Raw genomic sequence first — 25,156 nt, 5'->3', positions numbered from 1 at the left:
TCCGATGTCCGACAACCCATATCGACGGAGACACTTCATGGATTCGCGCGAAACCCGCGGCATGCTGCTCGGCTTGATCGGCGTGATGATCTTCAGCCTGACGCTGCCGATGACGCGCATCGTCGTCACCGAATTCCATCCGCTGCTGAACGGGCTCGGACGCGCGCTCGCCGCCGCGGTGCCGGCCGGGCTGCTGCTGTGGCTGCGCCGCGAGCGCGTGCCGACCCGCGCGCAATTGAAGAGCCTCGCCGTCGTGTCGGCGGGCGTGATCGTCGCGTTTCCGGTGTTCTCCGCATGGGCGATGAAGACCGTGCCCGCCGCGCACGGCGCGGTCGTCAACGGGCTGCAGTCGCTCCTCGTCGCGCTGTATGCGGCGTGGCTGTCGCGCGAGCGGCCGTCGAAGGCGTTCTGGGCAAGCGCCGTGACGGGCAGCGCGCTCGTCGTCGCGTTCGCGTTGCGCGACGGCGGCGGCACGCTGCAGCCGGGCGACCTGCTGATGCTCGTCGCGGTCGGCATCGGCGCGCTCGGCTACGCGGAAGGCGCGCGCCTCGCGCGCGAGATCGGCGGCTGGCAGGTGATCTGCTGGGCGCTCGTCGTATCCGCGCCGTTCCTCGTGCTGCCCGTCGGCTGGCTCGCCTGGGCGCACCACGCGGCGCACCCGGGCCCCGTGTCGCTGCGCGTGTGGCTCGCGTTCGGCTACGTGACGCTGTTCTCGCAGTTCATCGGCTTCTTCGCGTGGTACGCGGGCCTCGCGATGGGCGGCACCGCGCGCGTCGGCCAGGTGCAACTGCTGCAGATCTTCTTCACGATCGCGTTCTCGGCGCTCTTCTTCGGCGAGACTGTCTCGCCGTCGACGTGGCTCTTCGCCGCCGCCGTGATCGCGACCGTCGTGCTCGGCCGGCGCGCCGCCGTGAGCACCGCGCCGCAACCGGCGCGCGCCGCCTGATTTGACGAGCGATAATCGCCCCTTTCATCCGAACGACCGACGATACCGACCGAGGAGACCATGAATCCGAGCGACCTCAAGCCGCCCCACTGGGCCCTGTCCGAACGCGCACGCAAGCTCACGAGCTCGGCGATCCGCGAGATCCTGAAAGTGACCGAGCGCCCCGAGGTCATCTCGTTCGCGGGCGGCCTGCCGTCGCCCGCGACGTTCCCCGCCGAGCGGATGCGCGAGGCCGCCGACCGCGTGCTGCGCGATTCGCCGGCCGCCGCGCTGCAATACAGCGCGACCGAAGGCTTGCTGCCGCTGCGCGAGTGGATCGCCGAGCGCTATCGCGTGCGCACGACGCAGGTGCTCGTCACGACGGGCTCGCAGCAGGCGCTCGATCTGCTCGGCAAGGTGCTGATCGATCCGGCAAGCCGCGTGCTCGTCGAGACGCCGACCTATCTCGGCGCGCTGCAGTCGTTCTCGCTCTTCGAGCCGACCTACGTGCAGGTGCCGACCGACGACGCCGGCCTCATGCCCGACGCGCTCACGCCCGAGCTGACGAAGCACGCGCGCCTGTTGTACGCGCAACCGAATTTCCAGAATCCGACGGGCCGCCGGCTCCCCGTCGAGCGCCGCCGCGCGCTCGCCGCGTTCGCGCAGACGAGCCCTTTCCCCGTGCTCGAGGACGATCCGTACGGCGCGCTCAACTACGCGGGCGAGCCGCTGCCGACGATGCTGTCGATGGCGCCCGATCACGTCGTCCATCTCGGCACGTTCTCGAAAGTGCTCGCGCCCGGCCTGCGGATCGGCTATATCATTGCGCCCGAGGAACTGCACTTCAAGCTCGTGCAGGCGAAGCAGGCGACGGACCTGCATACGCCGTCGCTCACGCAGCGCATCGCGTACGAGGTGATCCAGGGCGGCTTTCTCGACGAGCACATCCCGACGATCCGCCGGCTCTACGGCGCGCAGTGCGAAGCGATGCTCGCATCGCTTTCGCGGCACATGCCGGAAGGCGTGAGCTGGAACCGCCCGGAAGGCGGGATGTTCATCTGGGTGACGCTGCCCGAGCAGATCGACAGCATGCAGCTCCTCGACGCGGCCGTCGCGGACAACGTCGCGTTCGTGCCGGGCGCGCCGTTCTTCGCGAACGACCCGCGGAAGAACACGCTGCGGCTGTCGTTCGTCACGGTGCCGCCGGAAAAGATCGAAGAAGGCGTCGCGCGGCTCGGCAAGCTGTTGCGCGAGCGTCTGTGACGCTTTTCGTTCGTTCACCCATTCACGATTGACTCACGAGGACAGAATCAGATGGCAAACGTCTACGACAAACTGAAGGATCTCGGCATCGACCTGCCGGTCGCGGGTGCGCCCGCCGCCGCCTACGTGATGAGCGCGCAAAGCGGCAACACCGTCTATCTGTCGGGCCACATCGCGAAGAAGGACGGCAAGGTGTGGGCGGGCAAGCTCGGCCACGACGTCACGACCGAAGAAGGCAAGGCGGCGGCGCGCGCGGTCGCGATCGACCTGCTCGCGACGCTGCATGCGCACACGGGCGACCTGAACAAGATCAAGCGCATCGTCAAGGTGATGAGCCTCGTCAACTCGACACTCGATTTCACCGAGCAGCACATCGTGACGAACGGCGCGTCGGAGCTGATCGCCGAAGTGTTCGGCGATGCGGGCAAGCATGCGCGCTCGGCGTTCGGCGTCGCGCAGATCCCGCTCGGCGCGTGCGTCGAGATCGAACTGATCGCCGAAGTCGCGTAACGCGATGCCGGCCGCTCCGGGCGCCGTGGAAACGGTCCGCTTCAAGCAGGTCGACGTGTTCACGTCGGTGCCGTTCAAGGGCAATCCGCTCGCCGTCGTATTCGACGCGGATGCGCTCTCCGACGCCGACATGCGCATGATCGCGCGCTGGACCAACCTGTCCGAGACCGCGTTTCTCGTCGCGCCGACCGATCCCGCCGCCGATTACCGCGTGCGGATCTTCACCACGGGCGGCGAGCTGCCGTTCGCGGGCCACCCGACGCTCGGCGCCGCGCACGCGTTTCTCGACGCGGGCGCGCAGCCGAAGACGCCCGGGCGGCTCGTCCAGCAATGCGGCGCGGGACTCGTCGCGCTCGCGAAACGCGGCGGCCGCTGGGCGTTCGCCGCGCCGCCCGCGCGCGTGACGCCGCTGCCCGAGCGCGACTGGCCGGCGCTCGCGGCCGCGCTGCGCACCGACGCGATCGATTTCGACGTGCCGCCGCAAGCGGTCGACAACGGCGCGCCGTGGCTCGTCGTGCGGCTCGCGTCGGCCGCCGGCTGCCTCGCGCTCGCGCCGGACCTTGCGGCGCTCGCGCCGATCGTCGCCGCGCTCGGCGCGGACGGCCTCGCCGCCTACGCGCCGCATCCTGCGGGCGGCCCGGCGACGTTCGAAGTACGCTGCCTGATGACGGGCGACGCGTTCGGCGCGGGCGAAGACCCCGTGACCGGCAGCGCGAACGCAGCGATCGCGGGCCTCCTCGCGCAAGCCGGGCGCCGTCCCGGCCGCAGCTACACCGCGCGCCAGGGCACGGCGATCGGCCGCGACGGCCGCATCGCGGTCGATTACGACGACGCCGGCAAGATCTGGATCGGGGGCGGCGCCGTCACGCTCGTCGACGGCAGCATCCGGCTGCGCTGAGCCGCTGTTTCGCCCGGCCGCGCGGGCCGCGCGCGGGACCGGTCCCCTCCTCGCCCGGTTAGCGATATCCCGATCACGCTAAATTAAAGACTGACCATTCAGTAATATCGGGCCTCGTCTATTGTCTTCTTTATCGGCCCGTTTACTCGGTTATCCTGTCGAATCGCCCATGCGCGCAAGGACACTTTTCGTCCGATGAGTTCGTCTCGGTCACATGCCGCCCGCGCCGCGCGGTCGGTACGCGCGACACGCAGGTCGCGCCGCCGCCGCGCGCTGTTCGCGATTCCGCTTCTCGGCACGCTCGCGCTCGCGCTGCTTTGGGTGGCGATCATCGCGCGCCTGTCCGTCGAGAAGGACAGCGCATACCGCGAGGCCGCCGCGTCGGCCGCGATCCTGTCGACGGCGCTCGAGCAGCACACGGTCAAGGCGATCCACCAGGTCGACCAGATCACCCGCTTCGTCAAGTACGAGTTCGAGAAGTCGCCCACGCATTTCAACCTCGCGAGCACCGTCGAAAAGGGCGTCGTGCCGAGCGACACGCTGATCCAGGTGTCGCTCCTCGACTCGCGCGGCCGGCTCCTCGCGAACACGGCCGACCCGCATCCGAAGCCGATCGACCTGTCCGACCGCGAGCACTTCAAGGTGCACTCGCAGCGCAACGACGACGAGCTCTACATCAGCAAGCCGGTGCTCGGCCGCGTGTCCCGCCACTGGACGCTGCAGATGACGCGGCGCCTGAACCATCCGGACGGCTCGTTCGCCGGGGTCGTCGTCGTGTCGGAGGATCCGGCCTACTTCACGAACGACTTCTACAACAACGCGACGCTCGGCAAGGACGGCGTGATCGCCGTGATCTCGGACACGGGCGCCGTGCTCGCGCGCAGCACCGGCTCCGCGCAGAAAACGCCCGGCACGTTCTCGGCATCGGGCGTGTACCCGGTATCGGAGCGCGCGTCGGGCACCTATGTCGATCCGATCGACGGCATCGTGCGCATCGTGTCGTACCGCCATCTCGACGGCTATCCGCTCGGCGTGATGGTCGGCCTGTCGCAGGCGGACGAGCTCGCCGACTACCACCACACGCGCAACGTCTACCTGCTGATGACGAGCTTCATCACGCTCGCGATGCTCGCGTTCTTCGGCGTCGCGACAGGCCTGATCGGCAAGCTGCTCGGCCGCGAGCGCGAGATGACGCAGCTCGCCGAATACGACCTGCTGACGGGCCTCGCGAACCGCTACGCGACGCTGCGCAGCCTGCGCAACGACGTCGCGCTGCCGTCAAACCTGTCGCGGCTCGCGATCCTCTTCATCGATCTCGACAACTTCAAGACCGTCAACGACACGCTCGGCCACAACGCGGGCGACATCGTGCTGCAGATGACGGCCGCGCGCCTGTCAGACGCGGTGATAAACGAAGGCGCGCTCGCGCGGATCGGCGGCGACGAGTTCGTCGTCGTGGTGAAGGGCGACGACGTCGAGCGGCGCGCCGAGCGCCTCGCGGAGGCGATCGTCCGGATGTTCGCCGAGCCGTTCGACGTGCGCGGCAGCTCGTTCGTGCTCCACGCGAGCATCGGCATCGCGCTGCATTCGGTCGAGAACGAAAGCGAGATCGACCTCCTGAAGAAGGCCGATCTCGCGATGTACAGCGCGAAGGACGCCGGCAAGAACTGCTATCAGTTCTACGCGCCGCACCTGTCGCATCGCGCGGATCACCTGATGCGCTGGGAGCAGCAATTGCGCGTCGCGCTGTCGGACGGGCAGCTTTTCCTCGCCTACCAGCCGAAGATCGACCTTACGTACCGCTGCATCACCGGCTTCGAGGCGCTCGTGCGCTGGGATCATCCGGAGCACGGCGTGATCTCCGCGAACGAATTCATTTCGATCGCCGAATCGACGGGACTCATCGTTCCGATCGGCGACTTCGTGATCCGCACCGCGTGCGAGCAGCTCGCGCGCTGGCGCAGCGAAGGCCACGACAAGCTCACGCTCGCCGTCAACATTTCGCCCGTGCAGTTCTGGCGCGGCGACCTGATCGACACGATCTCGCGCGCGCTCGTCGAGACCGGGATCGAGGCGCGCCGCCTCGAGCTCGAGATCACCGAGACCGCGATGATGGAATACCCTGAGCTCGTGTCGGAAAAGATCGTCTCGCTGAAGAAGCTCGGCATCCGCGTCGCGCTCGACGATTTCGGCACCGGTTATTCGTCGCTGTCGTACCTGCACCGCTTCTCGGTCGACACGCTGAAGGTCGACCGCTCGTTCATCCAGGCGATCCCGGCCGACCGCAGCGTCTGCGTGATGGTGTCGTCGATCGTGCACCTCGCGCGTTCGCTCGGGCTCACGGTCGTCGTCGAAGGAACGGAGACGGAAGAGCAGATCGCGTGGCTCACCGCGCTCGGCCGGATCGAGGCGCAAGGCTTCCTGTTCTCGCGGCCGGTGCCCGCCGACGGCATTGCGGCCCTTCTCGCGCGCTTCGGCGTTTGCGGCGGCGACGGCGCGCACGCGGCCCGCCGCGACAACGCCAGCACGGCAAAACAATCGTCCGGCAGCGACTAAACAGCGCACCCCCTCCCGCGCCGCGGCCTCCGGCGGTGGTCGCGCGGCGCGTACTCGTTTTTGCTCATACAAGAAATGCGTTGACAGGTACACAATGAAGCGTGCGACGCACGTGTGGCCGCAGTGCGTCCTCGACCGCACCTGGACACCATCATGACAATCACAAGCGTGGAAGCCGCGTGTTGCGGCGAACGAGAATCGCTGTGGGCGTTGTTCAAGACCGTGGCAGGCGTATCCGCCGTGTCGTGGGGCGGTCTTGCGATGATGGCGCAACTCGAGCGGCATTACGTCGACCACGAGCGGCGCATCGATCCGCTGTCGTTCGCCGATCTCGTCGCGCTCGCGTGGATGATGCCCGGCCCCGTCGGCTGCAACGTCGCGGTTCAGGTCGGCCATGCGCTGCGCGGCCGCACCGGCGCATGGATCGCCGGCGTGGCGAGCGTGCTGCCGTTCTTCGGCGCGATGACGCTCTTCGCGATCTTCTATCAGACGCGGCTCGTGCGCACGCTCGCGTCGCCCGTGCTGCTGCATCATTTCGGGATGGTGCTCGCCGCGCTGATCGGGCTCACATGGTTCAGGCAAGTCCGCGCGCTCGTGCACGCGCCGCTGGAACGCGTGATCGCCGCGCTCGCGACGGTGCTGCTCGCGCTCGCGCACAGCCCGGCTGCGTTCGTCGCGATCCTCTCCGCCGCGTTCGCGGTCGGCTGGCTTTCGAGCGGGCGGCGGCGCAACGAAGGGCTGCGGTTCGCGCTGCCCGCGCGGGAATGGCGGCTGCTTGCATCGTTGGCGATCCTGATCACGCTGTTCGCGCTGCCGCTGCCGATCGAATACGAATCGTCGCTGCTCTGGCCGCGCCTCGCGGGCGCCAGCATGACGCTCTTCGGCGGCGGCTTCTCCGCGCTGCCCGTGCTGAAGTCGCTGTTCGTCACGCGCGCGACGGGCATCACCGAGCAGGACTTCATGCTCGCGTTCACGCTGTCGCCCGTGTCGCCCGGGCCGCTTCTGAACGTCGTGCCGTTTCTCGGCTATCTCGAGGACGGCTGGCGCGGCGCGCTGCTGTCGACCGTCGCGCTGTTCGTGCCGTCCGGCTGCCTCGTCATATTCGCGCGGCGGCACGTCGAGCGTCTGAAGCTCCATCCGCGATTCGCGGGCGGCATGCGCGTGCTGCGCGCGGCCACCACCGCGTTCCTCGCGATCGCAGCCGTGCGCCTCGTCGCGAAGACGCCTGTCGAGCCGGCGTACTGGGCAACGGGCATGATCGCGTGGCTGTGCCTCGCGCGATTCAAGGTGCCCGTCTATGCGATATACGGCGCGGTCGCGGCGGCATGCGGCGGCTGGCTGATCCTCGCGGCGCACGGGTGAGCGCCGTCTGCGCCTGGTTGTATCGTCTCGTTATTGCGTTTCGTTGTTGCGTTTCGTTGTTGCGTGTCGCCCTGCTCTCCGCTCTCCGTTTCCCGTTTCCCGTTTCCCGCTGGTCGTTCCCTCGCCGCTCGTTCCATTGCTTCGTTACTTTTCGCGCGGCGCCGCGCGCACCGCGTGTCGCGCGTGTCCACACCGCCGCGTCAGCCGCGCGCCGCGCCGAATCCGCCGAAGAACGCCCGCGCATTCGCTTCGAGGCTCTCGATGTGATAGCCGCCCTCCTGCACAATGACGGTCGGCAGCCGCATCCCGCCGATCAGGCTTCCTAACTTGCCGAAGCCCTCCGTCGTCACCGCGACCTGCGACTGCGGATCGTCGCGATAGATGTCGAAGCCGAGCGACAGCACGAGCGCATCCGGCGCGAAGCGCCGCAACTCGCGCAGCGCGTCGCCGACGCGCTCGAAGAACACCGCTTCGCTCGATCCGTGCGGCATCGGCAGATTCACGTTGTAGCCGTAGCCGTCGCCCGCGCCACGCTCGTCGTCGAAGCCCGCGACGGCCGGATAGAAGTTCGTCGGATCGCCGTGGATCGACACGTAGAGCACGTCATGCCGCGCGTAGAAGATCTCCTGGATGCCCTGGCCGTGGTGCATGTCGGTGTCGAGGATCGCGACGCGCGGATGGCGTGCGCGCAACGCCTGCGCGGCGATCGCCGCGTTGTTCAGGTAGCAGAAGCCGCCCGCCGCGTCGACGCGCGCATGGTGGCCGGGCGGCCGGCACAGCGCGTACGCTTCGCGCGCGCCGTCCCGCACCGCCGCTGCCGCCGCGAGCGCGCTCTGCGCGGACCAGTACGCGGCGCGCCACGTGTCGGCGCCGACCGGGCAGCTACCGTCCGCGAGATAGCGGCCCGCCTGCGCGAGCACGCCGCGCAGCGCGTTCGGCTCGCGCACGAAGATGTTCGACATCACTTCGTCGCCCCAATCCTCGGGCATCGTCTTCCATTCGCGATGCGCGGTTTCGAGAAAGCGCAGGTAGCTCATGTCGTGCACGGCCGCGATCGGTGCGATGCCGAAGTCGACCGGCTCGCGCACCGCGAAGCCCATCGCAAGGGCCGCCGCGGCGAGCCGCGCCGCGCGATCGGGCACCTCCTGCGGCGTGCGCATCCGGCCGCGCGAATAGTACGTGCGCGGATGATGCAGCGATTGGTCGGGGTGGAAGTACGTGAGCATCTTGCGTTCCTCGGTTTGGCCGGGCGGGCGGCGTGACGCCCGTTATCGGTTATTGGGTTGCAGGGTCGGGGTGTGCTCGTTTGGCGTTCGGCGTTCGGCGTTCGGCGTTCGGCATTCGGCATTCGGCATTCGGCGTTCGGCGCTCAATGTCCGAATGCGCCTCGATTCGGCAATCGTCGAATCGACATCGATCGAATCGATGTCCATCGACGGCCGACGACCGTTTCGATGCGTGCCCGTTCGACGTCTCGCGCTTCGTCGCCAGGCGACCCAGCGCTCACCGATCCGCCACGCCCGCGCGGTCGAGCACCGCGCCGAGCAGCACGTTCGCGCCGCGCGTCGCGTCGTCGGGCAGCACATCCTCGGCTTCGTTGTGCGACAACCCGCCGACGCACGGAATGAACACCATCGCGCTCGGGCAATGCTTCGCGAGATGGATCGCGTCGTGCCCAGCACCGCTCACGATCCGTTCGTGCCGATATCCGAAGCGCTCGGCCGCAGCCTCGACGCTCGCGACACAAGCCGCATCGAACGGCGTCGCGGGGCTCGTCCAGTGCGTCGACGCGTCGATGCGCAAGCCGCGCCGCGCAGCGATGCGCGCGCAGACATCGGCCGCCGCGCGCGCCATCTCGTCGAGCGTCGCATCGTCCGGATGGCGCAAATCGAGCGTGCACTCGACCGCGCCCGCAATCGTGTTGCGCGACGCATTCGCAATCCCGACGCAGCCGATCGTCGCGAGCCCGTGCGGCGCGAAGTCCGCGAGCATCCGTTCGATTCCGTCCGCGATCTGCGCGAAGCCGAACAGCGCGTCGCGGCGATGCGCGATCGGCGTCGTTCCCGCATGCGCGGGCTGGCCCGCAATCGTCACGTCGAGCCAGCGGATCGCCTGCCCGCCCGTCACGACGCCGATCTCGGTGCCGTTCGCCTCGAGCACCGGCCCCTGCTCGATATGCGCTTCGAAGTACGCATCGATCGCCGGCCGCGCCGCCGGCCGCGCGCCGCGATAGCCGATTCGATCGAGCGCGTCGGCAAGCGTCGCCTGCGCGGCGTCGCGCACGGCGAGCGCATCGGCTAGCGGCATCACGCCCGCGGCCACCGCCGAGCCGAGCATCGCAGGCGCAAAGCGCGCGCCCTCCTCGTTGGTCCACGATACGATCTCGATCGGCTTGCGCGTGACGATCGCCGCGTCGTTCAGGCTGCGCACGACCTCGAGCGCGGCGAGCACGCCGTACGCGCCGTCGAAGCGCCCGCCTTCGGGCTGCGTGTCGAGGTGGCTGCCGATCAGGACGGGCGGCGCGCCGGCGTCCGCGCCCGCGCGGCGTGCAAACAGATTGCCAATCTCGTCGACGCTGACCGCGAGCCCCGCGTCGCGGCACCACCGCGCGAACAGATCGCGGCCGCGCCTGTCGTCGTCGGTCGCGGCGAGCCGCCGCACGCCGCCGTTCGCGGTCCCGCCGATCCGGGCCATCTCGGCGAGCGAACGCCACAGTCGCTCGCCGTTCACGGCGGGCGATCGACGATCGAATGCGAACGTCATGTCAGCGCGCCTCCAATACTTCGTTACCCGAAGCGCCGCGGGCAGAGCGGCGCGCATCCAGTGCGACGATGCTCACGAGCGACAGCCCCGCAAGACACGTATAGAACAGCGCGAGCGGCAGCCACGCGCCCGCATGGCGATGCGCGAGCCACGTGCCGACGAGCGGCGTGAGCCCGCCCGCGAGCGCGCCGCACACCTGGTACGACAGCGAGATCGCCGAATAGCGGATGCGCGCCGGGAACACGCCGGACACGAAGCCCGCGATCACCGAATAGAAGCCCGCCATGCACACGACCGCGAGCGCGATGCCGACGACGATCGCGCCGGGCCGCCCGCTCGTCACGAGCATGAACATCGGATACGGCGACGCCATCGCCGCGACAGCCGCGAGCTTCAGGAAGCGCGCGCCGCCGAGCTTCTCGGCGAGCCATGCGGCGACAGGCTGCGCGACGAACTGGATGATCGCGACCGCGAACAGGCAATCGAGAATCGTCGAGCGCGAGATGCCGAGCTGCTGCGTCGTGTACGCGATCATGAACGTGTTCGTAAAGTACACGCCGGCGATGCCGATCGTGTTCGCGCCGATGCACAGCAGCACGAGGCCCGACGCCGAGCGGAACACGTCGGCGATCGGCAGCTTCGCGGTCGCGCGCGTCCGCTTGACCGCCTCGAACTCGGGCGATTCGTTGACACCGAGCCGGATCACGATCCCGACGATCAAAAGCACCGCGCTCGCGAGAAACGGCAGGCGCCAGCCCCACGCGAGGAAATCGGCCTTGTCGAGCGACGTGACCGCGCGAAACGCGACGAGCGATAGGATGAGCCCCGCCGGGCTGCCGAGCTGCGCGAACGACGCGAAGAACGTGCGCCGCCCGGGCGGCGCGTGCTCGCCCGCCATCAGCACCGCGCCGCCCCACTCGCCGCCGACCGCGACGCCCTGCACGATCCGCAGCAGCACGAGCAGCACGGGCGCGAGCATGCCGATCGATGCATGGCTCGGCAAGAGGCCGATGCAGACGGTCGCGACGCCCATCATCGCGAGCGTCGTCATCAGCGCCTTCTTGCGGCCGATCCGGTCGCCGAGATGGCCGAACACGATGCCGCCGAGCGGCCGCGCGAAGAAGCCGACCGCGAACGTGCCGAACGACGCCATCGTGCTGACGAACGGGTCGCCGGACGGAAAGTACAGCTCGCCGAACACGAGCGCGGCGGCAGTCGCATAGATGTAGAAGTCGTACCACTCGATCATCGTGCCGACGAATGCGGCGCCGGCGGCGCGCACCGGCTGGCGCGCGGACGGTTGGGGGGCAGTCATCGCGGAATCTCCTCTCTGCTCACGCGCGGCACCCGGCGATTCGGCGGATGCGCGCTCGACATCGTGCGGGCCCGTCGCTTCGCGCCCGCGCCGCGCGCAAGCGGCTGCGCGCAGCCCGTTTATCGCCATCCATTAACTATTAGTCAAATTTCGGCTTATTATCTAAAACATAATTTTTATTAATATCAGTCGCCGGAGACTTGCCGCCATGCGCCCCGCCGCCGTCCGCTTCCTGAACGACCGCCTCGACTGGAACCTGCTGCGCACGTTCCTCGTCATCATGCAAGAGCGCAGCGTGAGCCGCGCGGCCGCACGGCTGCACGTCACGCAGCCGGCCGTGAGCCAGGCGCTCAAGCGGCTCGAGGACACGCTCGGCCACACGCTGATCCAGCGCCGCGGCCCGCACTTCGAGCCGACCCACGCGGGCGCCGAGGTATACCGGATCGCGAGCGAGATCTACGGCACGATCTCGCAGCTCGACACCGAACTCGACGACGCGGCGGCCGACCTGACGGGCTCGATCCGGCTGCTGTCGGTGAGTCGCATCGAATCGGGCGTCTACGACCTCTTCCTCGCCGACTTCCACCGGCAATATCCGCGCGTCGATCTGCAGATCGAAGTGATGCGCTCGTCCGACATCATCTCGTCGCTGCTGCAGAAAACCGCGACGGCAGGCCTGAGCCTCTGCCGAAACCCGGTCGACAAGCTCGCACGCACGCCGTTCCTGCGGCAGCGCTACGCGATCTTCTGCGGCCGCCACCATCGCCTCTTCGGCCAGACGCAACTGACGATGACCGATCTGCTCGCGGAGAGCTTCGTGTCGTTTACGAGCGACCAGATCGGCGACAGCCTGTCGCCGCTCACCGTGTTCCGCGACCAGAAGGGCTTCACGGGACGCATCGTCGCGGCGTCGCCGAGCCTCGACGAAGTGCGGCGTCTCATCTTCGCGGGCTACGGGATCGGCTGCCTGCCCGAGCACATCGTCCGCGACGATCTCGCGCGCCAGCGGCTCTGGCGGCTGCCGCCGGAAGAAGGCCTCGTCGACGTCGATATCTTCTTGCTGTGGCATCGCGAGCGGAAGATGAACGCGGCCGAGCACGCGTTCCTCGAAGGCTTCGAGCGCGCAATGCAGCGCTATGCGTTCGACGAGCGGCTGTCGGTCGAGCCGTGACGCGGCGCGCGGCGATGCGTTCGCGCGAAAAGAAAAAGCCGGCGTCGCGCCGGCTTTCGAAAAGGACCATCGAGAAGGATTCGGATTGCGTTCATCGTCAGACCGCCACCCTTTGCGCGATCCAGCGCGCACGCAAACGGTCGTAGCCGAGATTGAACAGGAACGTGTACGGCAGAAAGAACAGCAGGATGCCGAAGTCGAGCAACAGCGCCTCGAGCAGGCTGATCTCGAGCCACCACGCGGCGAGCGGCAGCGCCATCGCGACGAGGCCAAGTTCGAACACGATCGCGTGAGCCGCGCGCACCGCGAGCGTGCGCTTGAACCGATAGCGGCGCTCGATCCGCTCGAAGAGCGCGTTGAACGTGACGTTCCACACCATCGCGATCACCGACACCGCGGCCGTCAACGCGCCAACGTGGACGAGCGACAGGCCGAGCAGCCAGCTGACGAACGGCGCGCAGATCGCGATCGCGGTCACTTCGAACGTGAGCGCGTGCACGAGGCGCTCGGTCAGCGTCTTCCTCGGGACGTGCCTAGCCATTTGCATCTGCATGAAATGCTCCATCTGTAAATGAGATGGCGCTATTTTCATCGGATTAACCGTAGTCATCCAGTTTGTTATTATCGGTTTTTCCGATATATATAAGGAGCGTCCGCGATGCGCCATTCTCCCGAAGCACTGCTCGCGTTTGCCGAGGCGGCCAATCTCGGCTCGTTCTCGGCCGCCGCGCGCAAGCTCGGCAAGCGGCAATCGACGATCAGCGAGGCGATCGCGAACCTCGAGATCGACCTGGGCGTCGCGCTGTTCGACCGCTCGACGCGCCAGCCGACGCTGACCGATGCCGCCCGCGCGCTCTTGCCCGAAGTCCAGCGCGTGCTCGAGGCGAGCGAGGCGATCGACCAGGTCGCCGCGCGCCTGGCGGGTGGCGAGGAGGCGCGGCTCACGCTCGTCGTGTCGGACACCTATCAATCGAGCCGATACGAGGAGACGCTCGCGGAACTCGACCGCCGCTTTCCGACGCTCGAGTTCGAATGCCAGATCGCCGAGCACGACGACGTGCTCGACCTGATCCAGCAAGGCCGCGCGCAACTCGGGCTGATGGCGGCGCGCAGCACCTATCCGCCCGACGTCGGCGCGGCGACGATCGCCGAGCGTTCGGAGATCGGGCTCTACGTCGGCCTGCGGCATCCGTTCGCCGCATACGGCGATGCCGAAGTGCCGCTCGCCGCGCTGCACGACGCGCGCGAGCTGCGCCTCAATACCTACGTCGCGCCGCACGGCGAGCGGATCGAAACGGGGCTCGTCGCGGGGCGGCGCTGCTGGTCGGCGCCGAGCTATCTGCTGCTGCTGGAAATGGCGGTGGCGGGTTTCGGCTGGGCGGAACTGCCGCGCTGGATGGTCGATCACTTCGCGCGCGAGCGGCTCGCCGAGCTCAATGCGCGCGGCTGGCCGCGGCGCGTGCCGGTGGATGCGGTGTGGTCGCGCGAGCGGCCGCTCGGGCCGGCCGGCTCATGGCTGCTGGAGGCGATGCTCGCGGCGTGACGCGCGCATCGGCGAAGTCGGGGCACGGCCTGTGCGCCGACGGGAAAATCAGAATCCGCGCGACAGCACGGACGCGCCGATCGTCACGACGCCGAGCACGAGATTGACGACCACGAGAAGGCGCACCGCATTGACGGCGCGCGCGCCGTCCGGCCAGTTCTGCGCTTGCACCGCGCGGCGGATGCGCGGGAACAGCGCAAAGCGGATATGACCGAAGATCAGCATCATCACGACGCCGAGCCCCGCCATCGCGTGCAGCGGCCACGTCGCGTGCGCGCCGCCGAATTGCGTGAGTAGGAAGCCGCCCGTGAGCAGGATCACGATCACCGCGCCCGCGACCCAGTTGAAGAAGCGGCCGAACACGGCTTCGACGAGCGGCAGGCGCAACTGCGGCGACAGATCGGACAGCGCGGGACGCAGACAGAAGTTCGCGAACACCATGCCGCCGACCCACACCGCGACCGCCAGCAGATGGAGAAACAAGGCGACGGCGATAGCGTGAGACATGATGGGGATCCTTTCTGGTTTTCAGATGACCGGCGCGCAGCGCGGACGCACGGCGCGCGAGACGATGAGCGCATTCGACAGCCGCGGCGCGCGGCGGTTCATCGGAATGTGCACGAGGTGTGCTTTTTTGGGTGTCCCGCTCTAGTCGGGCGGCGCGTCGGCGTTTTGTTTGTCGATTGTTTGTCTACCGGCGTTGCGGTGCCGCGCGCGATCCGCGTGGCGGCGGCGCGTTTGCCTGTCGGCCGCCGCGTGACGCATCGCGGAGCGTTTCGTCAGCGAAGGATAACGAACGATGCAATTCGCTGGTCGGCACGACCTTGCATCCCACGCGCCGCTTTCGCGCGGCCTCGCCGCCGAGGCCCCGCGCGTCGGCACGCGTGAGGCCCCAGCCGGACCGCCGACGACGCGCCCCGTCAGCGGAGCACCGGACGCAGCCCGCTCACCTTCAGCTTCGTATCCGGCGCGCGTCCCTTGCGCGCCCGCTTGCCGACGTGCGGATCGAGCGCGCGGCCCGCGAGCGTTTCTTCCTGCGCCTTGCCGCCGCGGCCCGTGCCCGTCATCACGACGCCCGCCGCGTCGATCGCGAGCGCCTGCACGAGCGTCTCCTTCGGATCGAGCGCCATCAGGATCACGCCGCGCCCGCCGCCGCCGAGCGTCTTCATTTCGTCGATGCCGAACACGAGCAAACGCCCGCCGCTCGACAGGCACGCGACCTGCGACGCATCCGGCAGCACCGGCATCGGCGCGAGCGGCGCCGCGCCGCCCGCTACGCCCGTATCGATCGTCATGAACGACTTGCCCGCCTTCACGCGGCTCACCATGTCGCCCACCCTCGCGATGAAGCCGAAGCCGTTGCTCGACGCGAGCAACAGCGGCTGCTCGGCCGGCGCCGCGAAGTAATGCAGCAGATGCGAGCCCGACTCGAGCTCGATCAGCGACGTGACGGGCACGCCGTCGCCGCGTCCGCCCGGCAGCACCTGAACGGACACCGAGTATACGCGGCCCGTGCTGCCCCACGCGATCAGCGTATCGGGCGTGCGGCACTGGAACGCCGCGTACAGGCCGTCGCCCGCCTTGAACGAGAAGCTCGCCGGGTCGAGCCCATGGCCCTTCAGCGCGCGCACCCAGCCCTTCTGCGACACGACGACTGTCACCGGCTCGTCGACGACCTTCGCCTCGAACGTCGCGCGCTTCTCCTGCTGGATCAGCGTGCGGCGCTCATCGCCGAACTGCTTCGCGTCAGCCTCGATCTCCTTGATCATCAGCCGCTTCATCGCGCTTTCGTTCGCGAGCAGCTCTTCGAGCTTCGCCTTCTCCGCGCGCAGTTCCTCGAGCTCCTTCTCGATCTTGATCTTCTCGAGCCGCGCCAACTGGCGCAGCCGAATCTCGAGAATGTCCTCGGCCTGCCGCTCGGTCAGGCCGAACGCGCCGATGAGCGCCTGCTTCGGCTCGTCGGACTCGCGGATGATGCGGATCACCTCGTCGATGTTCAGGAAGACGATCATCCGCCCTTCGAGGATGTGGATCCGGTCGTTCACCTTGCCGAGCCGGTGGCGGCAGCGCCGCGTGACCGTGCCCTGGCGGAACCGCACCCACTCGCCGAGGATCGACACGAGCCCCTTCTGCGCGGGCCGGCCGTCCTCGCCGATCATCACGAGGTTGAGCGGCGCATTCGATTCGAGGCTCGTGTGCGCGAGCAGCGAATTGACGAAGTCGTTCTGGTCGATCGCGCGCGTCTTCGGCTCGAACACGAGCCGCACGGGCGCGTCCTTGCCCGACTCGTCGCGCACCGCGTCGAGCAGGTCGAGCATCGTCTTCTTCGTGTTGATCTGCTCCTGCGTGAGCGTCTTCTTGCCCGCCTTGAGCTTCGGGTTCGTCAGCTCCTCGATTTCCTCGAGCACCTTCTGGCCCGACGTGTTCGGCGGCAGCTCGGTGACGACGAGCTGCCACTGGCCGCGCGCGAGATCCTCGATCTTCCAGCGCGCGCGCACCTTCAGGCTGCCGCGGCCGGTTTCGTACGCGGCCGAAATCTCCGCATCGCTCGAGATGATCTGGCCGCCGCCCGGGAAATCCGGCCCCGGCACGAACTGCATCAGCTCCGCGTGCGGCAGCGCCGGATTGCGGATCAGCGCGACCGCGGCCGCCGCGACTTCACGCAGGTTGTGCGACGGGATCTCGGTCGCGAGACCGACCGCGATCCCCGACGCGCCGTTCAGCAGCACGAACGGCAGCCGCCCCGGCAACAGCTTCGGCTCGTCGAACGAGCCGTCGTAGTTCGGCATGAAGCCGACCGTGCCCTCGCCGATCTCGTCGAGGAGGAGCTGCGCGATCGGCGTCAAGCGCGCTTCGGTGTAGCGCATCGCCGCCGCGCCGTCGCCGTCGCGCGAGCCGAAGTTGCCCTGGCCGTCGATCAGCGGATAGCGCATCGAGAAGTCCTGCGCGAGACGCACGAGCGCGTCGTACGCGGACTGGTCGCCGTGCGGATGGTACTTGCCGAGCACGTCGCCGACGACGCGCGCGGACTTCACGGGCTTCGCATTGTTGCCGAGGCCCATCTCGTTCATCGCGAAGAGGATCCGCCGCTGCACGGGCTTCTGGCCGTCGCAGACGTCGGGCAGCGCGCGTCCCTTCACGACGCTCACTGCATAGCTGAGATACGCGCTCTCCGCATAGCGGCCGAGCGTCAGCGAATCGCCCTCGGGCGCGGCCGGCTCGGCGAAAAGATCGGGAGTGTTGTCGTCCATCTAGATTTCGTGTCCGTATATGCGATGCGTGCGAAGCCGGGCGCGCGCCCGGCTTCGCTCAGATATCCGCTTCGACTTCGTTGCCCTTTTCCTCGAGCCAGTTACGGCGCGCGGCGGCCTCGCCCTTGCCCATCAGCATCGTCATCCGCTCGACGGTCGCCTCGAAATCGAGGTCGCCGAGCGCGATCGGCATCAGACGCCGCGTGTCGGGGTTCATCGTCGTGTCCCACAACTGCTCGGCGCTCATTTCGCCCAAGCCCTTGAAGCGGCTGATGCTCCATTGCGTTTCGCGCACGCCGTCCTTGCGCAGCTTGTCGAGGATCGCCTCGAGCTCGCCTTCGTCAAGCGCATAGAGCTTCTGCGCGGGCTTCTTGCCGCGCGCGGGCGCGTCAACGCGAAAGAGCGGCGGCCGCGCGACGAACACATGGCCACGCTCGATCAACTGCGGGAAATGCTTGAAGAAGAGCGTGAGCAGGAGCACCTGGATGTGCGCGCCGTCGACGTCCGCGTCCGACAGGATGCAGATCTTGCCGTAGCGCAGATTCGACAGATCGACGCTTTCGTCCGGGCTGTGCGGATCGACGCCGATCGCGACCGAGATGTCGTGCACCTCGTTGTTCGCGAACAGGCGATCGCGCTCGGTCTCCCACGTGTTGAGCACCTTGCCGCGCAGCGGCAGGATCGCCTGGTATTCCTTGTCGCGGCCCATCTTCGCGGAGCCGCCCGCCGAATCGCCCTCGACGAGGAAGAGCTCGTTGCGCGCGATGTCCTCGGTTTCGCAATCGGTCAGCTTGCCGGGCAGCACCGCGACGCCGGAGCTCTTCTTCTTCTCGACCTTCTGGCCCGCGCGCGTGCGCGCCTGCGCCTGCCTGATCACCAGCTCGGCGAGCTTCTTGCCGTGCTCGACGTGCTGGTTGAGCCACAGCTCGAGCGCGGGACGCGTGAACGACGACACGAGCTTCACCGCGTCGCGGCTGTTCAGGCGCTCCTTGATCTGCCCCTGGAACTGCGGATCGAGCACCTTCGCCGACAGCACGAACGACACGCGCGCGAACACGTCCTCGGCGAGCAACTTCACGCCCTTCGGCTGCAGGTTGTGCAGTTCGACGAAGCTCTTCACCGCCTGATAGAGACCGTCGCGCAGACCGGATTCGTGCGTGCCGCCCGCGGGCGTCGGAATCAGGTTCACGTACGACTCGCGCACGAGCGAGCCTTCCTCGCTCCACGCGACGACCCACGACGCGCCCTCGCCCTCGGCGAACGTATCGTCGCCGGAACGCGAATCGGCGAAGCGCTCGCCCTCGAAGAGCGGAATCAGCAGCTCGCTGCCGTTCATCCCTTCGAGCAGATAGCCGCGCAGGCCGTCTTCGTACCGCCAGCTCTGGCGCTCACCCGTCTTCTCGTTGACGAGCACAACTTCGACGCCCGGCAGCAGCACCGCCTTCGAGCGCAACAGCCGCTGCAACTCGCCGAGCGGCAGGTTCGGCGAATCGAAGTATTTCGGATTCGGCCACACGGTCACGCGCGTGCCGGATTTCTTCTCGCCACGGCCCGCGCCTTGCGTCGCGAGCGGCTTGACGACGTCGCCGTCGGCGAAGCCGAGCTGCGCGATCCTGCCGTCGCGCCAGACGGTCACGTCGAGCCGCGTCGCGAGCGCGTTCGTCACCGACACGCCGACGCCGTGCAGACCGCCCGAGAACGTATACGCGCCGCCCTTGGCCTTGTCGAACTTGCCGCCCGCGTGCAGCCGTGTGAACACGATCTCGACGACGGGCACCTTTTCTTCCGGGTGGAGCCCGAACGGGATGCCCCGCCCGTCGTCCTCAACGGACACCGACTGGTCGGGATGCAGCGTGACCGTGATCTGCTTGCCGTAACCGCCCAGCGCCTCGTCGGACGCGTTGTCGATCACTTCCTGGATGATGTGCAGCGGATTCTCGGTGCGCGTGTACATGCCGGGCCGCTGCTTGACAGGCTCGAGGCCCTTCAGCACCTTGATGGATGCTTCGCTATACGCCGCTGCGGGCTTTTTCGTAGACATAGAAGCTCAGGTTCGTCATTCACCTTGACGTTATCCCCAACTCGTGTGGATAACGTCGTGGACAAAACGTTGAATTCGATAAAAATCCGAATCGAAACAATGGCGTGCTTGGATTGCTTCGAAAGCGGGCGGCGCGCCGCGCGCGACGGCGGCGCGGGTCCCACCCGGAACGCGGCGTATTTTACTGGTTCCGCAACGGCGAACTCATGAAGGCTTACGTTTCGCTTCGAGCGCCTCCCAGCGCTCGAGCGCCGCGAGCAGTTCGTCGTCGAGCGCGGCGAAGCGTTCGGTGAGGCGCGCGCCCTCCTGCGGGTCCTTCGAGAAGATCGAGCCGTCTTCGAGCTGCGCGCCGATCGCCTTCTGCTCGGCCTCGAGCCCGGCGATCATCGAAGGCAGCGCGTCGAGCTCGCGCTGCTCGTTGAACGACAGCTTGACCGTGCGCTGCGCGTTGCGGCCCGCCGCGCTCTTCGGCGCGTCGTCCTTCGCGCTCGCCGGCTCCTTCGCGACGCGCTTCGCCGCGTCCTCGTCGGCGATCCGCTGCGCGCGGTCACGCTGGATCTGCCAGTCGGTGAAGCCGCCGACGTATTCGCGCCACTGCCCGTTGCCCTCCGACGCGATCACCGACGTGACGACGTTGTCGAGGAACGCGCGGTCGTGGCTGACTAGCAGCACCGTGCCGTCGTAGTCGGTCAGCAGCTCTTCGAGCAGTTCGAGCGTCGGGATATCGAGGTCGTTGGTCGGCTCGTCGAGCACGAGCACGTTCGCCGGGCGCGCAAAGAGACGCGCGAGCAGGAGACGATTGCGCTCGCCGCCCGACAGCGATTTGACGGGCGAACGCGCGCGCTCCGGCGCGAACAGGAAATCGCCGAGATAGCTCATCACGTGCTTGCGCACGCCGCCGATCTCGACCCATTCGCTGCCGGGGCTGATCGTGTCCGACAGGCTCTTTTCCTGGTCGAGCTGCGCGCGCATCTGGTCGAAGTACGCGACCTGCAGGTTCGTGCCGATGCGCACCGTGCCCGCGTCGGGCGAAAGCTCGCCCAGGATCAGCTTGAGCAGCGTCGTCTTGCCGGCGCCGTTCGGGCCGACGAAGCCGATCTTGTCGCCGCGCATCACGGTCGTCGAGAAGCGGTCGACGACCGTGCGGTCGCCGTAGCGCTTCGTCACGTCGGTCAGCTCGGCGACGATCTTGCCCGACTTCTCGCCCTGCGCGACGTCGAGCTTCACATTGCCCTGCGCGTTGCGGCGCTCCGCGCGCTCGTGGCGCATCTGCTCGAGCCGCGCGACGCGGCCGACGCTGCGGGTGCGCCGCGCCTCGACGCCCTTGCGGATCCAGACTTCTTCCTGCGCGAGCAGCTTGTCGAACTTCTCGTTCTCGACCCGCTCGACTTCGAGCTGCTGCGCCTTGCGAGCTTGATACGCGGAGAAGTTGCCCGGATACGACAGCAGGCGGCCGCGATCGAGCTCGACGACGCGCGTCGCGACGCGATCGAGGAACGCACGGTCGTGCGTGATGAACAGCAGGCCCGCGCGCTGCGTGACAAGCAGTTCCTCCAGCCAGCGGATGCCGTCGAAATCGAGGTGGTTGGTCGGCTCGTCGAGGAGCAGCACGTCCGGCTGCACGACGAGCGCGCGCGCGAGCGCCGCGCGCTTCTGCATTCCGCCCGACAGCGCATCGACCCGCGTGTCGCCGTCGAGCCCGATTTGCGCGAGCGTCGTCGCGACCCGCGTGCGCCAGCTCCAAGCGTGCGTCGCGTCGAGCGACGATTGCAGCGCGTTCATCCGCGCAAGCAATGCGTCGTGCTCCGCGCCTTCGGGCGCGTCCGCGAGCCGGTGCGCGATCTCGTCGTACTCGGCGAGGAGCGTGCGCGTCTCGGTCAGCCCCGACGCAACCGCGTCGAACACCGTCTGCCCGGCTTCGAATTCGGGCTCCTGCGGCACGTAGACCGTCACGAGGCTCTGCTGTCGCGTGACGAGCCCGTCGTCGGGCCTCGCGAGATCGGCGACGATCTTGAGCAGCGACGATTTGCCGGCGCCGTTGCGGCCGATGAGCCCGACGCGCTCGCCGGCTTCGAGCGAAAAGTCCGCGTGATCGAGCAGCGCGACGTGACCGAACGCGAGTTGCGCGCCGGTAATGGAATAAAGCGACATGGGGAGACGGCGGAGAAGAATCGGAAGCGCACATTGTACCGGGGGCGGCGCGCCGCGCCGACATGGCACAACGGCCTAGCGCGACGGACCGCGCGACGCGGCCGTCGGCGCCGGTGGCTGCGAGGACCGGGCGCGGCCCTCGCATGCCGGACGGCCGAACGGCCTGCCTTACTTGACGTTGACCGTGATCGTCCGGCTCATTTCCGGACCGTACGAGCGGTGCGCACCGTCGCCGAACTGCAGCGTCAGCGTGTGCTGGCCGGGCGGCAGCCTCACCTCGGTCTCGGTCTGGGGCTTGCCGAAATGCAGCGAGTGATCGCTGACCGGGATCACGTCGCCCGTCGGAACCGGCTTGCCGTCGATCAGCAGATGATGGTGACCGGTGTGAGGCGTCATGTCGCCCGCGGGCCGAAGCGTGATGTCGCCTTCGAGACCGAATTTCACGTGAACGGGGTTCGTGACGGACGCGCCGTCGGTCGGCTCGACGAAAAACACCCTCGCTTCCGCGTGCGCCGAGGCGGACGCGAACAGCGCGGCCACGGTGAACGCGCCGGCCAGCCATTTGTTGTTGAGCATCGCTCTCTCCATTTGGGTTGAAAGGCCATCGAAGGATACACCGCGACCGGCGGGCGCGTCGCGGGTTTGGAGCCGGCTCGGGCGCGCGGGCGACGCGCGCCGCATACGCGGCGGCCGGGCTCGCGCCGCGCGCGGACGGAAAGCGGGCGCGCCCGGTCCGCGCGGCGCTCCGACGGCCTCGCGCGACAAATCCGGTACCATTGCGCCTTTCGCCGCCCGATGCGTCGCGTTCGCGCGATCGGGCGACGTCGAATGCAACGGTTCTTCAAGAGTGCAACATGAGCGAAGTGGTCGAATACAAGAGCTGGGTCTGCCTGATTTGCGGCTGGATCTATAACGAAGAGGAAGGTTTGCCGGACGAAGGCATCGCGGCCGGCACCCGCTTCGCCGACATTCCGGACAACTGGCGCTGCCCGCTGTGCGACGTCGGCAAGGAAGATTTCGTCGTCGTGGAGTTCTGATTCACGCGGCAAGGCGGTAGCGGCGGCCGGCCGATTGCCAATGCGCCCGGCAACGGGCTTGCGCACCGGCATCCGGCAACGGCATGGGCCAGGCGATACGCCGGAGACCGCGGCGGCACGCGCGACGCGGACGGATTGCGCCTCGCGTCGCGCGGCGACCACGCAGCAACGTATCGACGGCGATCTTCGCTCGAAACGTCTTTGCTATACTCTTCCCTCGCTGTCCTCGCCGATCGGCAGACTCGAGGCCGGATTCCAGCGTGATCGAGCCGACGAAGGTTGCTGAGTCATCCGCATCGCACGGCCGGGAACGGCAATCGACCGGTCGAAGAGGGACGTACGCACTTCGTGCTCAGTGGCACCGCATCTCGCGCGAATTCGTTAGAATCGCAAAGCTCGGCGGGACAAGGTTTGGAAGCGGTCAGCAGTCGATACGCGATGCTTCCGATGATCCCGGCGATTCCTATCCGCTCCCCGTAGTTCAGGGGATGGAATGATAAGCGCGGGGCTTTTCCAACAAGGTTCCAGCCCCTTGCTGTAGCAAATTTGTAGCACACAAAAAAGCCTGCTCGATGCGGGCTTTCGTGCTTCCGGGGATCGATCCCGCTATTCGGTTGCAAAGCAACTTGCAGCGCCCAATGATGCAGCAGTGCCTGCGCCGTATCTAACAGGGCGTTGATCTCAAAGCTACGCTTGAAACATACGCCAGCAATTTCTGGAACGGTCGGCCGCTATAGCGCCGAGACTAGCCGTTCCACCACTCAGGCGTGGGCTGTTTCTTGGTGAAAGGCGAGCACTGCTCGCGAACAAGTCGCATGTCCTTGTAGTCCAACGTTACGACTGAGACGGCGGGGTCAGTTGGCCACTCCGCAACCGCGAAATCGGCTTCGTACTCTTTGCCTTCGATACACACGATATAGGGCTCACCATTGAACGCCACAGCCGTGGTCGCCCAGATGCGCGCTTCGCCATGCCGATCGAGCGTACCATCGAAGGCAGTCGAATCATATTGATTGCAGGAGGCCCCAGACAATCCGAATGACGAGATGCACGGCATCCGCCATGTCGTTTGGTAGACCTTGACATCTGCTCCAGATAAAGGGTGTCCTTCTCCCGCGACTACCCGTAACGTCAGGTGCCGGGGAAAGACCCAAGGCCCCGCGTGTTCCCACATCAGGAAATAGAGCGCCAAAGGGATGCCAACGAAGAGCCAACCATTTCTGAGCTTCATACGCACCTACGTGACGAATCTGCGCGCGTTCGAAGCCGCATCGCCCCGGGAGACAGATCCCTGAATATTAAAATTCGTTTGAAAACTGCCACGTCGGCAACCCCAAACACGATGGAGATCGAGCCCACTAGAATCCGACCGAGGCCGTCGGCGAAGAAGCACGCGTTTCGATCTAATGGCCGATGAATGGCATTCCTATGAACGCCCACATCCCAACCAGAACCAACGACTCAATGACAAACATTGCTTGATCATATGCGTTGCGAAGCACCGAGCGTCTCGCATAAACGATGTAAATCAACGTAAAGAGTGGCGTCACCACCCACGTGGCGAGCATGAATCCAAGAAACTCCATGGTGCCCGATACGAAAATTCCGCTGTGAAATCCGCCGACCTCCACGTACCAGTACGCGAACCCAATCCACGGAAGCCACAATCCAATGAGGGTGGCAATCGCAAGCTTGATTGCACCATATGAAGGTCCAGAACCAGCACTCTCCAAATCTGAGGGATTAATCATAGGAGACCTATTCACATTTTTTGCAGGTAAAGCAGTTGACCAACAGCACCGCTAGGTCTGCATCTGCAAGCGCCCAACGGATCCACGCGAGACCTACCTCGGCGCTCAACCTCCGCATCCTTACATGCCAGATTCTGTTTCTCTACTCGCCATCATCAATCGACTCTGCCGACAAAGCTCCTTTGCTCACCGCGAGTCGGATGACCTCCTCAATACAGCAGCCTAAATTCGACCAGATGTCGGCATCGATGAAATCAAAACGCCCCCACATGACGTCCTGTGACCGTCGAAGGCAACCGCTCGTCCGTCAATCTGAACATGCTCATCACCTTCAAGAATTTCGCATTCGCCAAGCCCCGACTGACAAGTACAGCGATCGCCGACCCGAGCAACTGCGCGCCCCATCACCACGGATCGTTCGCTACCAGTCTTGACAACCTGACAACCATGATCCGTCGCATCGCCCACTCGAATCACGCCTCTCATCGACTTAGAAGCTGTTGCGAAATTAGTTAAACAGAGACTTTAGACGCGTCCAGCAAATCAAAGCGCAAGCCAGAGACATGAAGGCCTCGTGAACATGAGCATAGCGTTCGTAACGAATCTTGAGCCGTCGAAA

21 protein-coding genes and 1 pseudogene are annotated in these 25,156 nt (G+C 66.9%); 9 read left to right on the top strand and 13 right to left on the bottom strand.

The features are described from left to right. Positions 1–37 precede the first annotated feature (37 nt). The 6 genes from WS62_RS15065 to WS62_RS15040 all read left to right on the top strand — a co-directional run bounded on the left by WS62_RS15065 (position 38) and on the right by WS62_RS15040 (position 7,514). The gene (locus WS62_RS15065) at positions 38–946 is read left to right on the top strand and encodes a DMT family transporter (protein WP_066572016.1); all 909 of its coding nucleotides are present in this window, start codon (positions 38–40) and stop codon (positions 944–946) included. A gap of 60 nt (positions 947–1,006) precedes the next feature. Then, positions 1,007–2,188, top strand: coding sequence for an aminotransferase-like domain-containing protein (locus WS62_RS15060; RefSeq protein WP_066484657.1), 1,182 nt, complete (start codon positions 1,007–1,009; stop codon positions 2,186–2,188). Positions 2,189–2,239: 51 nt separating this feature from the next. Continuing rightward, positions 2,240–2,698 (top strand): RidA family protein, encoded by a 459-nt coding sequence (locus WS62_RS15055; protein ID WP_066484658.1) that lies wholly within the window; start codon positions 2,240–2,242, stop codon positions 2,696–2,698. Positions 2,699–2,702: 4 nt separating this feature from the next. Then, positions 2,703–3,596 (top strand): PhzF family phenazine biosynthesis protein, encoded by an 894-nt coding sequence (locus WS62_RS15050; RefSeq protein ID WP_066572014.1) that lies wholly within the window; start codon positions 2,703–2,705, stop codon positions 3,594–3,596. 195 nt (positions 3,597–3,791) lie between these two features. After that, positions 3,792–6,152, top strand: a complete 2,361-nt coding sequence (locus WS62_RS15045) for a bifunctional diguanylate cyclase/phosphodiesterase (RefSeq protein ID WP_066572012.1) — start codon at positions 3,792–3,794, stop codon at positions 6,150–6,152. Positions 6,153–6,305: 153 nt separating this feature from the next. Then, a complete protein-coding gene (locus tag WS62_RS15040) occupies positions 6,306–7,514 on the top strand; it encodes a chromate transporter (RefSeq protein WP_066572010.1) in 1,209 nt (402 codons plus the stop codon). Between the two features lie 200 nt (positions 7,515–7,714). On the opposite strand, the gene WS62_RS15035 is transcribed toward WS62_RS15040, so the two are convergent. The 3 genes from WS62_RS15035 to WS62_RS15025 form a co-directional block, all read right to left on the bottom strand. Further along, on the bottom strand, positions 7,715–8,740 hold the full coding sequence (locus WS62_RS15035; RefSeq protein ID WP_066572008.1) for a histone deacetylase family protein: 1,026 nt from the start codon (positions 8,738–8,740) through the stop codon (positions 7,715–7,717). A gap of 277 nt (positions 8,741–9,017) precedes the next feature. Then, positions 9,018–10,277 carry a Zn-dependent hydrolase gene (locus WS62_RS15030; RefSeq protein WP_066572006.1) on the bottom strand — a complete coding sequence of 420 codons (1,260 nt, stop codon included), beginning with the start codon at positions 10,275–10,277 and terminating at the stop codon, positions 9,018–9,020. A 1-nt stretch (position 10,278) separates the two neighbouring features. After that, positions 10,279–11,592, bottom strand: coding sequence for an MFS transporter (locus WS62_RS15025; protein ID WP_066572193.1), 1,314 nt, complete (start codon positions 11,590–11,592; stop codon positions 10,279–10,281). Positions 11,593–11,800: 208 nt separating this feature from the next. Here WS62_RS15025 and WS62_RS15020 point away from each other — a divergent pair, with 208 nt between their 5' ends. Continuing rightward, positions 11,801–12,763 carry a LysR family transcriptional regulator gene (locus WS62_RS15020; RefSeq protein WP_066572004.1) on the top strand — a complete coding sequence of 321 codons (963 nt, stop codon included), beginning with the start codon at positions 11,801–11,803 and terminating at the stop codon, positions 12,761–12,763. A gap of 97 nt (positions 12,764–12,860) precedes the next feature. On the opposite strand, the gene WS62_RS15015 is transcribed toward WS62_RS15020, so the two are convergent. Continuing rightward, positions 12,861–13,316 (bottom strand): multidrug/biocide efflux PACE transporter, encoded by a 456-nt coding sequence (locus WS62_RS15015; protein WP_066572186.1) that lies wholly within the window; start codon positions 13,314–13,316, stop codon positions 12,861–12,863. A 105-nt stretch (positions 13,317–13,421) separates the two neighbouring features. On the opposite strand from WS62_RS15015, the gene WS62_RS15010 reads away from it, so the two are divergent. After that, the gene (locus tag WS62_RS15010; RefSeq protein ID WP_066572003.1) at positions 13,422–14,306 is read left to right on the top strand and encodes a LysR family transcriptional regulator; all 885 of its coding nucleotides are present in this window, start codon (positions 13,422–13,424) and stop codon (positions 14,304–14,306) included. Between the two features lie 48 nt (positions 14,307–14,354). Here the strand turns inward: WS62_RS15010 and WS62_RS15005 are convergent, their stop codons facing one another. The 5 genes from WS62_RS15005 to WS62_RS14985 form a co-directional block, all read right to left on the bottom strand. Continuing rightward, on the bottom strand, positions 14,355–14,813 hold the full coding sequence (locus tag WS62_RS15005) for a CopD family protein (protein ID WP_010102323.1): 459 nt from the start codon (positions 14,811–14,813) through the stop codon (positions 14,355–14,357). A gap of 413 nt (positions 14,814–15,226) precedes the next feature. Beyond that, complete coding sequence (gene parC / locus WS62_RS15000; RefSeq protein WP_066572000.1) at positions 15,227–17,557, bottom strand: DNA topoisomerase IV subunit A; 2,331 nt, start codon at positions 17,555–17,557, stop codon at positions 15,227–15,229. Positions 17,558–17,615: 58 nt separating this feature from the next. Continuing rightward, positions 17,616–19,598, bottom strand: coding sequence for a DNA topoisomerase IV subunit B (parE, locus tag WS62_RS14995; RefSeq protein WP_066571997.1), 1,983 nt, complete (start codon positions 19,596–19,598; stop codon positions 17,616–17,618). 204 nt (positions 19,599–19,802) lie between these two features. Continuing rightward, positions 19,803–21,749 (bottom strand): ATP-binding cassette domain-containing protein, encoded by a 1,947-nt coding sequence (locus tag WS62_RS14990; RefSeq protein ID WP_066571994.1) that lies wholly within the window; start codon positions 21,747–21,749, stop codon positions 19,803–19,805. A gap of 168 nt (positions 21,750–21,917) precedes the next feature. Continuing rightward, positions 21,918–22,325 (bottom strand): DUF4399 domain-containing protein, encoded by a 408-nt coding sequence (locus WS62_RS14985; RefSeq protein WP_066571993.1) that lies wholly within the window; start codon positions 22,323–22,325, stop codon positions 21,918–21,920. 278 nt (positions 22,326–22,603) lie between these two features. On the opposite strand from WS62_RS14985, the gene WS62_RS14980 reads away from it, so the two are divergent. Further along, the gene (locus tag WS62_RS14980) at positions 22,604–22,786 is read left to right on the top strand and encodes a rubredoxin (protein ID WP_066484681.1); all 183 of its coding nucleotides are present in this window, start codon (positions 22,604–22,606) and stop codon (positions 22,784–22,786) included. Between the two features lie 745 nt (positions 22,787–23,531). Here the strand turns inward: WS62_RS14980 and WS62_RS14975 are convergent. From WS62_RS14975 to WS62_RS36455, 4 genes and pseudogenes are all read right to left on the bottom strand, one after another. Then, the gene (locus WS62_RS14975; protein WP_066571992.1) at positions 23,532–24,017 is read right to left on the bottom strand and encodes a hypothetical protein; all 486 of its coding nucleotides are present in this window, start codon (positions 24,015–24,017) and stop codon (positions 23,532–23,534) included. A gap of 172 nt (positions 24,018–24,189) precedes the next feature. Further along, positions 24,190–24,537: a hypothetical protein gene (locus tag WS62_RS14970; protein WP_156437891.1), complete on the bottom strand. Its 348-nt coding sequence runs from the start codon at positions 24,535–24,537 to the stop codon at positions 24,190–24,192. 222 nt (positions 24,538–24,759) lie between these two features. Further along, complete coding sequence (locus tag WS62_RS33780) at positions 24,760–25,023, bottom strand: PAAR domain-containing protein (RefSeq protein ID WP_082720988.1); 264 nt, start codon at positions 25,021–25,023, stop codon at positions 24,760–24,762. Between the two features lie 22 nt (positions 25,024–25,045). Continuing rightward, a pseudogene (locus tag WS62_RS36455) lies at positions 25,046–25,156 on the bottom strand (IS5/IS1182 family transposase); the annotation flags it as partial.

Source organism: Burkholderia sp. ABCPW 14, from assembly GCF_001523835.1.
Taxonomy (GTDB): domain Bacteria; phylum Pseudomonadota; class Gammaproteobacteria; order Burkholderiales; family Burkholderiaceae; genus Burkholderia; species Burkholderia mayonis.
This window is presented reverse-complemented; position numbering and strand designations above follow the sequence as displayed.